Origin of the sequence: Actinomadura hibisca NBRC 15177 (assembly GCF_001552635.1) — a bacterium.
GTDB classification, from domain to species: domain Bacteria; phylum Actinomycetota; class Actinomycetes; order Streptosporangiales; family Streptosporangiaceae; genus Spirillospora; species Spirillospora hibisca.
The window spans coordinates 18,805-27,698 of record NZ_BCRO01000114.1 but is presented as its reverse complement, the minus strand read 5'-3'; the positions used below and the strand labels follow the sequence as shown (position 1 = coordinate 27,698).

The window sequence follows — 8,894 nt, the reverse complement described above, 5'->3', positions numbered from 1 at the left end:
CGCGGCACGGCAGGCGGTAGAAGGGACCCACCCAACGGGAGAAGGCACGCAGGGGCGGGGCCTCAGCCAAGCCCAGACAGGCGCGGGTGGGCCGGGTCAAACTAGCGGGGTGGACCCGGTCAAACTAAAGGCACGCGAGGACGGAGACCCAACTCCCCCCGCTCACTCCTCCTGATACTCCCGATGATGGTTCTCCCCCGGCCAGGCCGGGATCGGCTCCGCCGGGTCAGGGTCGATTCCCGGCACCAGCTGCTCGCACCACACCACCTTGCCCGCCGCCGTCCGCCGCGTGCCCCAGCGGTGCGCCACCTGGCTCACCACCAGCAGGCCCCGGCCGTTCTCGTCGTCGTCGGCGGCGTGCCGCAGGCGCGGCAGGGCCGCCGAGCCGTCCAGGACCTCGCAGATCAGCGTGCGCTCGAACAGCAGCCGCATCTCGATCGGGCCCGTCGCGTAGCGCAGCGCGTTGGTGATCAGTTCGGACGCCAGCAGTTCGGTGGTGTAGTCCAGCGCCTCCAGGCCCCACTCCTCCAGCTTGCTGCGCACCAGGCCCCGGGCGCGGCGTACGGCGGCCGGGTCGGCGGGCAGGGTCCAGGAGGCGACCCGGTCCTCGGGCAGGCGGCGCAGGCGGGAGATCAGCACCGCGATGTCGTCGCGGTGGTGGTCGGCGTAGACGCCCGCCAGGGTCGCCTTCGCCAGGTCCTCCATCGGCCGGTCGATCGTGTCGGGGCCGAAGATGCCCTGCAAGCGCGCCAGGCCGTCGTCGATGTCGCGGCCCCGGTTCTCCACCAGGCCGTCGGTGTAGATCACGAAGACGCTGCCGTCCTCGACGGTGAACTCGCGGCTCTCGATCGCCGCGCCGCCCGAGACGCCCAGCGGCGGGGCGGGCGGGATCTCCAGGTACTCGTTGGAGCCGTCCGGGGCCACCAGCAGCGGCGGCAGGTGGCCCGCCGACGCGATCTCCAGGGTGCCGGTGGTGGCGTCGTAGACGGCGTAGACGCACGTCGCGAAGTGCGGTTCCTGCTCGCCCAGCTCGATCATCAGCTCGTGCATGACGTGCAGCGCGTCGGCGGGCGGCAGCTCCAGGTTGGCCAGGGTGTGCAGGGCGGTGCGCAACCGGCCCATCGTGACGGCCGCGCGCACGCCGTGCCCCGCCACGTCGCCGACGATCAGCGCCACGCGCGCGCCCGGCAGCGCGATCGACTCGTACCAGTCGCCGCCGACCTCCACCAGCTTGCTGCCGGGCAGGTAGCGGTGGCGCACCTCGACGGGCGTCGGCGCGGTCAGCCGGTGCGGCAGCAGGCTGCGCTGGAGCGTCAGGGCCGTGGCGCGCTCGCGGCTGAACAGCCGCGCGTTGTCGATCACGATCGCGGCGCGGGAGGCGAACTCCATGCCGATCTCGACGTCGTAGGCGTCGAACCGGCGGAAGCCCGGCACCCGCGTGCAGGCGATGAAGCCGAGCAGGGTGTCGCGGGCGATCAGCGGCAGCAGCACCATCGACACGTCGGTGAGCAGCTTGCCGACCGGGCCGCGCCGCCACTTGCTCGCGATGTCGCCGGCCGCGGCCAGGTCGACGTGCGGCAGGTGGACCGGCCGGGCGGTGTCCAGCACCTCGCGGTAGGGGGTGCCCTCGGGGAACACCAGCACCTCGCCGACCGGGAAGGTGGCCGTCCACATCGGGTTGCCGTCGTCGGAGGTCACCGCGATGCGGCGCAACACCGCCGAGCCGGACTCGCTGTGCACCTCGTCGGCGGCGACCAGGCTCTCCAGCACCAGCACCGAGGCGGTGGTGCAGTAGTGGGGGACGATCACCTCGACCAGGCCGCGGGCGGTCTGGTCGAGGTCCAGCGAGGCCCCGATGCGGGCCAGCGGGTCGTCCAGCAGGGCGCGCCGCATCAGGGCCGGGTCCTGGTAGCGCTCGCTGCGCGGCAGCGCCACCCGCACGAACAGCAGGCCGGTGGTGGTGGCGCCGACCATGGGCTGGGCGGTGACGACGGCGTCGGCGCGGGAGCCGTCGCCGCGCCGCACCGTCAGCACGGCGGTGCGCTCCTGGCCGGCGGCCACGGCCTCCAGCAGGTTCTCCAGGTCGGCCTTGGCGTCGTCGTCCACCAGGTCGGTGGCGGGGCGGCCGATGAGGTCGGCGGCCTCACGGCCGAGCACGGCGTGCGCCCCCGGGCCGCACTGCACGACGAGGCGCGCCCCGTCGACGCCGACGACCAGGGTGCGGGAAGCCGAATCGCTGGCGGGCGCCTCGCCTCGCGGCGCCATCACGGATCTCACCTGATGCGCTCCAGACAGCCGTCGTGGTCCACTCCCCTGGCGCCAGTATGGGGCATGGGGCGTGGTCAAGGGGAGAAGATCACGGTTACCGCACCGAAATGGACGGTATTCCCGCATTGTGCCCCGAGTGCCGATCCTTTCGCCAGGACCCGCCGCGCACGCCCCGGAACGGCCGCGGGGCCGGCCCGGGGCCCACCACCCGGAGGCCGCCGGTCAGGACACCGCCGGTAACGCCATCTGGAGACCAGCCGGAGGCCGCCCGGACGCTGCCCGGACGCTGCCCGGACGCCGCCCGGACGCCGCCCGGACGCCGCCCCGAGCGCCGCGCGACACACCGCCCCGAACCCCGCCCCGAACCCCGCCGGGGAATCCCGGGGGTACCCGAATCGTTGGGAGAGTGGGATCATCGTCCCGTCCGGGTACGCCACCGTGGCGCCTCGAGACTGGAGGTACATCGTGTCTTCTGCGACGTCCGCTTCCGCCCAGCCGACCGCCCTGTACGGCGGCAAGGGAGACCGGCGGATCACCGTCCGCGACATCGCCGCCGCCAAGCAGCGCGGCGAGAAGTGGCCCATGCTCACCGCCTACGACGCCCTCACCGCGCGCGTGTTCGACGAGGCGGGCATCCCCGTCCTGCTCGTCGGCGACTCGGCCGCGATGGTCGTCTACGGCTACGACTCCACCATCCCGGTGACGGTCGACGACCTGATCCCGCTGACCGCCGCCGTCGTGCGCGGCTCCAGGCGCGCCATGGTGGTCGCCGACCTGCCGTTCGGCTCCTACCAGGCCAGCGTGTCCGAGGGCCTGGCCACCGCCGTGCGGTTCCTGAAGGAGACCGGCGCGCACGCCGTCAAGCTGGAGGGCGGGCGCCGCGTGCTGCCGCAGGCCGAGGCGATGGTCGCCGCCGGGATCCCGGTGATGGGCCACCTCGGCCTCACCCCGCAGTCGGTGAACGTGTTCGGCGGCTACCGCGTGCAGGGCCGCGGCGAGTCCGGCGAGGAGCTGATGGCCGACGCCAAGGCGCTGGAGGCGGCGGGCGCGTTCGCCGTGGTGCTGGAGTGCGTGCCCGAGGAGCTCGCCCAGCGGGTGACGGCCTCGTTGTCGATCCCGACCATCGGCATCGGCGGCGGCGGTTCCACCGACGCCCAGGTGCTGGTGTGGCAGGACATGGCCGGGCTCACCCCGCACACCGCCAAGTTCGTCAAGAAGTACGCCGACCTCCAGACGGTCCTGGGCGACGCCGCGCGCACCTACGCGCAGGAGGTCGTGGGCGGGGTCTTCCCCGCGCCCGAGCACTCCTACCACTGATCCGAGAACGCCGAAGGCCGAAGGCCGCGCCGCCCACCGGGGCGGCGCGGCCTTCGCGCGTCAGATAGACCTCAAGACGAGCCCACGTCCGGATCGCCACCGCGCCCGGACCGTACCTCGCCGCCGGCCGAACGGGGCGGCGGAACGGCCGGAGGGATCTCCAACGGCCCCACCTCCCCTGCACCGCCCTCGCCGCTCCGTTCCCCGGGCCCGGAGATCTCCGGGCGCATCGTGTCCACCGCCGCGCGCAGCACGTCGGGCCCGGCCACGTTCATCAGCAGCAGCCCCAGGTTGTAGGCCATCTGCGTGTCGGTCATCTCGCTGCCCGCCAGCGCGTCCACGGCCGTGCGCAGGTCGGCCTGGTCCTCGGCCGAGACGTTCTGCAGCAGCCCGAGGCAGTAGGTCGGCAGCGCCAGCTTGGCCCGGTCGAACGACACGCCCTTCATGATGTCGCCGGTCTCGCGCGCCCGCGTGCGGGCCTGCATCCGGTCCACGCCCCGGTCGGCGGCGGCCAGCAACGAGGTCAGCAGCGTGCTCGGCCCGACCGCCACGTCCTCGTCGCCGACCCGCACGGTGAACACCGCGCTGCGGAACACCATCATCGACCCGAGGCTGGCCACCAGCACCTGCGTGGCCCCCGACACCTCCGGCGACTGCACGCCGAACTTCCAGTCGAAGGTGTGGAGCAGCAGCAGCGAGCCCGCCCCGGCCGCGCCGTTGATCAGCACGTAGGCCCAGGTGCTGGGCACCCGCACCAGCGTGGTCGGGCGGTCCCGGTAGCGGCTGACCAGCTCGGCGACGCCGACCAGGCAGCTCAGCGAGACCGCGACCAGATATCCGATCACCCGGTCAGTCCGCCGCCAGCCGGACGACCTCGTCGACCTCGCGCTCGACGGTGACCAGCCCGCTGCGGCGCAACGTCTCGACCGCGTGCTCCACCGCCGTCTCGGCGAGGCCGGTGCGGTGCTCGATCTCCTCGCGGGTCAGCGGGCCGTCGGCGGCGTTGAGCTGGTTGATCACCCGCCGGCACGCGTCGGCGGGGTCGGGGTCGACCGCCCGGACGCCCTCGCCGTGCGCGCGCCCCTCCAGGTCGGGCCGCGACCGCGCCTGGCCGCCGGAGCGGCCCGCGGGGGCGAGGAACGTGCTCCATGGATCTGCCGAGCGGATCTGCCTCATCTTCACCTGCCCTGTCCCGGTTCGATCATAGGACGCCTCGGGGCCGGTGCGCCGGAACGCCCGCAGAAACCCCCACAGCGGGGGACGCGGCGGATCGGGCCCGCGGTCGTCCGGTGCGCTCATGCCCCAACGTCAGCACTAGGACGCACCGGAGTCAGCTACCGATCCCGCCAGTCTTGCCTGCGGCCGTTCCGGTCCCGTCCGGCCGGTTCCGGCCCGACCGATTCACCCGCCCGGCCGGACCGCTCCGGTCAGGCCCGTCGGTTCAGTCCCGGTCGGGACGCTCCCCGCCGTCCACCGCGTCGGTCTCCCGCTCGACCGCCTCGCGCGCCGGCGAGTCGCCGTCCCCGTCCGCCCCGTCCACCTCGTCCGGCTCCGCGTAGGGATCTCCGGCGGGATCGATGCGGCGCGGGGAGGAGCGCGCCACGATCAGCCGGTCGCCGAACCGCAACATGTCGCACGCCTTGTGGTCGTAGGGCAGGATCGCGCCGTCGCGGATCAGCGCCAGCGCGGGCTGCGCCACCACCTTGATCGGCTTGCCGATCTCGTCGCGGTGCACCGGCCGCTCGATCAGGTCCAGCCCGCTGCCCTGCTCCAGCAGGTCCTCGATGACCTCGCTGACGGCCGGGTGCCGGGTGGAGACGCCGAGCAGCCGCCCGGCCGCCTCCGAGGAGGTCACCACGTGGTCGGCGCCGCTCTGCCGCAGCAGCGGCACGTTCTCCGACTCGCGCACCGACGCCTGGATGCCCGCGGTCGGGTTGAGCTGGCGCGCGGTGAGGGTGATCAGCACGGCGGTGTCGTCGCGGGCGCTGGCCACCACGATCTCGCGGGCCCGCTGCACCGCGGCCTGGCGCAGCACCGAGCTGCGGGTCGCGTCGCCCACGATGCCGACGAAGCCCGCCTCGGCGGCGTCGGCGACCGCGCGCGGGTCGGGGTCGACCACCACGATCTCGGCGTGGTCCACGCCGGTGTTGAGCAGGGTCTTGATGGCGCTGCGGCCCTTCGTGCCGTAGCCCGCCACCACGATGTGGTCTCGCACCCGGGTCCTCCAACGGGTCTTGCGCCAGTCCTCGCGGGTGCGCTCGGCCAGCACCTCCAGCGTCGTGCCGACGAGGACGATGAGGAACAACACCCGCACGGGCGTGATGAAGACGATGTTGACGAACCGTGCCAGCGGCGTCACCGGCGTGATGTCGCCGTAGCCGGTCGTGGAGACCGACACGGTCGCGTAGTAGAAGCAGTCCAGCAGGGACAGCGGGCCGCCGGCGTTGTCGCGGTAGCCGTCGCGGCCGACGTAGACCGCCGCGACCACCGCCACCAGCAGCGCCAGCGCGATGCCGACCCGCTTCAGCACCGCGCGCAGCGGGCCGACCCGGGTGGAGGGCAGCAGGATGCGGGGCCGGCGGGTGAGCCCCTCCCCATCGTTCACGGTGGGTAACCGTAGCACCGGCGGGGAGGGGCGCCGCGGGGAGGTCACACGTCGGTGATCCGCAGCCCGGCGTGCGCCTTGTAGCGGCGGTTCATCGAGATCAGGTTGGCGGTGAACGCCTCCACCTGGTGGGCGTTGTGCAGCCGGCCGCCGTAGATCCCGCGCATGCCCGGGATGCGCCCGGCCAGCGCCTGGACCAGGTCGGTGGCCTCGCGGTCGTCGCCGAGCACCAGCACGTCCAGCTCCATCTCGCCGACCTCGGGGTCCAGCAGCAGCTTGGCCGACACGTGGTGGAAGGCGGCCACCACGCGGCTGCCGTCCAGGACGGCGGCGGCCTGCTGGGCGGCGCTGCCCTCCTCGACCTGCAGCGCGTAGGCGCCCTTGCCCTTCTCGAAGCCGAGGGGGTTGACGCAGTCCACCACGATCTTCCCGGCCAGCTCGGCGCGCAACGACTCCACGGTGGGCCGGTGGCCGTCCCACGGCACCGCGATGATCACGATGTCGGACTCGGCGGCGGCCACCGGGTTCTCGGCGCCGCGCACCCGCAGCCCGTCGCGCTCGGCGGCCAGCTCGGCGGCGGCCTCGGTGGCGCGGTCGGCCTTGCGGGAACCGATGACCACCTCGTGCCCGGCCAGCGCGAACCGCCGCGCCAGGCCCTTGCCCTGGTCGCCGGTGCCGCCCAGGATGCCGATGGTCAGGCCGCTGACGTCCGGGAGGTCGTGGGGGCTCTTCTGCTGCTCAGTCATGCTCCGAGTCTGCCAGGCGGAAGATCGCCCCCGGCCGCCGCCCCGGGGCCGTTCCCATGCGTTCTCGGGGAAACCCCCTGCCCCGCGCGGCCGGTGCGGCACCATGGGCACGTGGACGCCGACCAGGTCACGATGTTGCGAGAGGTGTTGTCGGCCACCGGCTGGCTCGACCGCACCACCGATTTCGGCCGCGCCCTGCGCACCGGAGCGCGCACGCCGGGCGGGTTGATGCTGGTGGGCACCCCCGCCGGTGACCCCTGGCACATGGCCGCCCATCTGGACGACGAGAGCCGCCTCGGCGGGCTGCCGGGCCTGTCGCCCACGCTGGTGCGCTGGTCGCCGCCGCCGGACGCGCCCGCGCATCTGCGGGTCGGGCTGGAGCGGCTGGAGGCCGCCCGGCGCGGGGAGACGCTGCTGGTGGTGGCCGAGGAGGGCGCCCCCGACCCGCTGCTGGAGCGGGTCGACGACGCGCGCCGCACCGGCGCGCTGATCCTGGCGCTGGACGGCGGCGACCGGGAGCTGCGCGGCCTGGCGCACGAGGCGCTGACGGTGCCGCCGGGCGACGCGCTGCTCAGCTTCGACGGCGCCCAGCACCTGGTCAGCGCCGCGGCCGGGCAGGCCACGGGCGTCCGCAAGAACCGTGGCCTGCGCGACCGGCTGGCGCGCCTGCTGGACGCCGTCAGCGGCCCGGTGGTGAGCGATCCGGTCGACTGACCTGCGGCCGCCCGCCCGGGGCGGCCCCGTCAGCCGTCACGGTCAGCCGTCACGGTCAGCCGTCACGGTCAGCCGTCACCGCCGGCCGTCACCGTCAGTCGTCATCGTCGTCCTGGGCCCGCCACGCCTGGTTGCGCTCGCGGGCCAGCTCCAGCGCGTTGGACGCGTCGGCCTGGCTCCGGTAGGGGCCCATGCGGTCCTTGTTGGGGCAGCCGGGTCCGTGCTCCACCTTCATGTGGGTGAGGCAGAACCACCAGTCCCCGTCGTTGTCGCTCATCCGTTCCTCCGATCTTGTGGCCGCGTCGCATTCGTGCCCCGATACGGCTGACTACACTCACTGACTATGACGACCCACCTCCTCCAACCCGGACGTGTCTCTCCCATGCGCAAGGTGCCCGCGCACATTCCGCGGCCGGAGTACGTGGGGAAGAAGCGTCCCAAGACGGGCGAGCCCGATGTCAAGACCCCGGAGATCATCGAAAAGATGCGGGTGGCCGGGCGGATCGCCGCGCAGGCCCTGGAGGAGGTCGGCAAGCACGTCCGGCCGGGGATCACCACCGACGAGCTGGACGTCATCGGGCACGAGTTCCTGCTCGACCACGACGCCTACCCCTCCACGCTCGGCTACCGGGGCTACCCCAAGTCGTTGTGCACCTCGATCAACGAGGTGATCTGCCACGGCATCCCCGACGACACGGTGGTGCGCGACGGCGACATCATCAACATCGACATCACGGCGTTCGTCGACGGCGTGCACGGCGACACCGACGCCACCTTCCTCGCCGGGGACGTGGACGAGGAGTCGCGGCTGCTGGTGGAGCGCACCCACGAGGCCATGATGCGGGGCATCCGCGCCGTCGCGCCGGGCCGCGCGCTGAACGTGGTCGGCCGGGTGATCCAGTCCTACGCCAAGCGCTTCGGCTACGGCGTGGTGCGCGACTTCACCGGCCACGGCATCGGCACCACCTTCCACTCGGGCCTGGTGGTGCCGCACTACGACGACCCGGCCGCCACCACCGTCATCCAGCCGGGCATGACCTTCACGATCGAGCCCATGCTCACCCTGGGCACCCACGACTACGACATGTGGGACGACGGCTGGACCGTGGTCACCAAGGACCGCAGGCGGACCGCGCAGTTCGAGCACACGATCCTGGTGACCGACAGCGGGCATGAGATCCTGACGCTGCCCTGACCTGTCCGCCGCCGCCCGATCCACACGACCCCGCACGACCCGCACGACC

9 protein-coding genes are annotated in these 8,894 nt (G+C 73.3%); 3 read left to right on the top strand and 6 right to left on the bottom strand.

Going from position 1 to position 8,894, the window contains the following annotated elements; genetic code table 11:
* Positions 1-162 precede the first annotated feature (162 nt).
* Positions 163-2,265, bottom strand: coding sequence for an ATP-binding SpoIIE family protein phosphatase (locus AH6_RS38235; RefSeq protein WP_067490542.1), 2,103 nt, complete (start codon positions 2,263-2,265; stop codon positions 163-165).
* A gap of 468 nt (positions 2,266-2,733) precedes the next feature.
* Between AH6_RS38235 and panB the strand changes: the two genes are divergently transcribed.
* Positions 2,734-3,585, top strand: coding sequence for a 3-methyl-2-oxobutanoate hydroxymethyltransferase (panB, locus tag AH6_RS38230; protein WP_067490540.1), 852 nt, complete (start codon positions 2,734-2,736; stop codon positions 3,583-3,585).
* 71 nt (positions 3,586-3,656) lie between these two features.
* Here the strand turns inward: panB and AH6_RS38225 are convergent, their stop codons facing one another.
* The 4 genes from AH6_RS38225 to npdG form a co-directional block, all read right to left on the bottom strand.
* Entirely contained in the window at positions 3,657-4,430 is a 774-nt protein-coding gene (locus AH6_RS38225) for a hypothetical protein (protein ID WP_245679651.1), read from the bottom strand.
* 4 nt (positions 4,431-4,434) lie between these two features.
* A complete protein-coding gene (locus AH6_RS38220) occupies positions 4,435-4,761 on the bottom strand; it encodes a helix-turn-helix domain-containing protein (RefSeq protein WP_157431968.1) in 327 nt (108 codons plus the stop codon).
* 265 nt (positions 4,762-5,026) lie between these two features.
* Positions 5,027-6,190 carry a potassium channel family protein gene (locus AH6_RS38215; protein WP_067490535.1) on the bottom strand — a complete coding sequence of 388 codons (1,164 nt, stop codon included), beginning with the start codon at positions 6,188-6,190 and terminating at the stop codon, positions 5,027-5,029.
* A gap of 44 nt (positions 6,191-6,234) precedes the next feature.
* On the bottom strand, positions 6,235-6,936 hold the full coding sequence (gene npdG / locus AH6_RS38210) for an NADPH-dependent F420 reductase (protein WP_067490531.1): 702 nt from the start codon (positions 6,934-6,936) through the stop codon (positions 6,235-6,237).
* Positions 6,937-7,047: 111 nt separating this feature from the next.
* Here npdG and AH6_RS38205 point away from each other — a divergent pair, with 111 nt between their 5' ends.
* Complete coding sequence (locus AH6_RS38205; protein WP_174555160.1) at positions 7,048-7,650, top strand: hypothetical protein; 603 nt, start codon at positions 7,048-7,050, stop codon at positions 7,648-7,650.
* Positions 7,651-7,744: 94 nt separating this feature from the next.
* Here the strand turns inward: AH6_RS38205 and AH6_RS38200 are convergent, their stop codons facing one another.
* Positions 7,745-7,927 carry a hypothetical protein gene (locus AH6_RS38200; protein WP_067490529.1) on the bottom strand — a complete coding sequence of 61 codons (183 nt, stop codon included), beginning with the start codon at positions 7,925-7,927 and terminating at the stop codon, positions 7,745-7,747.
* Between the two features lie 66 nt (positions 7,928-7,993).
* Here AH6_RS38200 and map point away from each other — a divergent pair, with 66 nt between their 5' ends.
* Positions 7,994-8,845, top strand: a complete 852-nt coding sequence (gene map / locus AH6_RS38195) for a type I methionyl aminopeptidase (protein WP_067490526.1) — start codon at positions 7,994-7,996, stop codon at positions 8,843-8,845.
* Positions 8,846-8,894 lie beyond the last annotated feature (49 nt).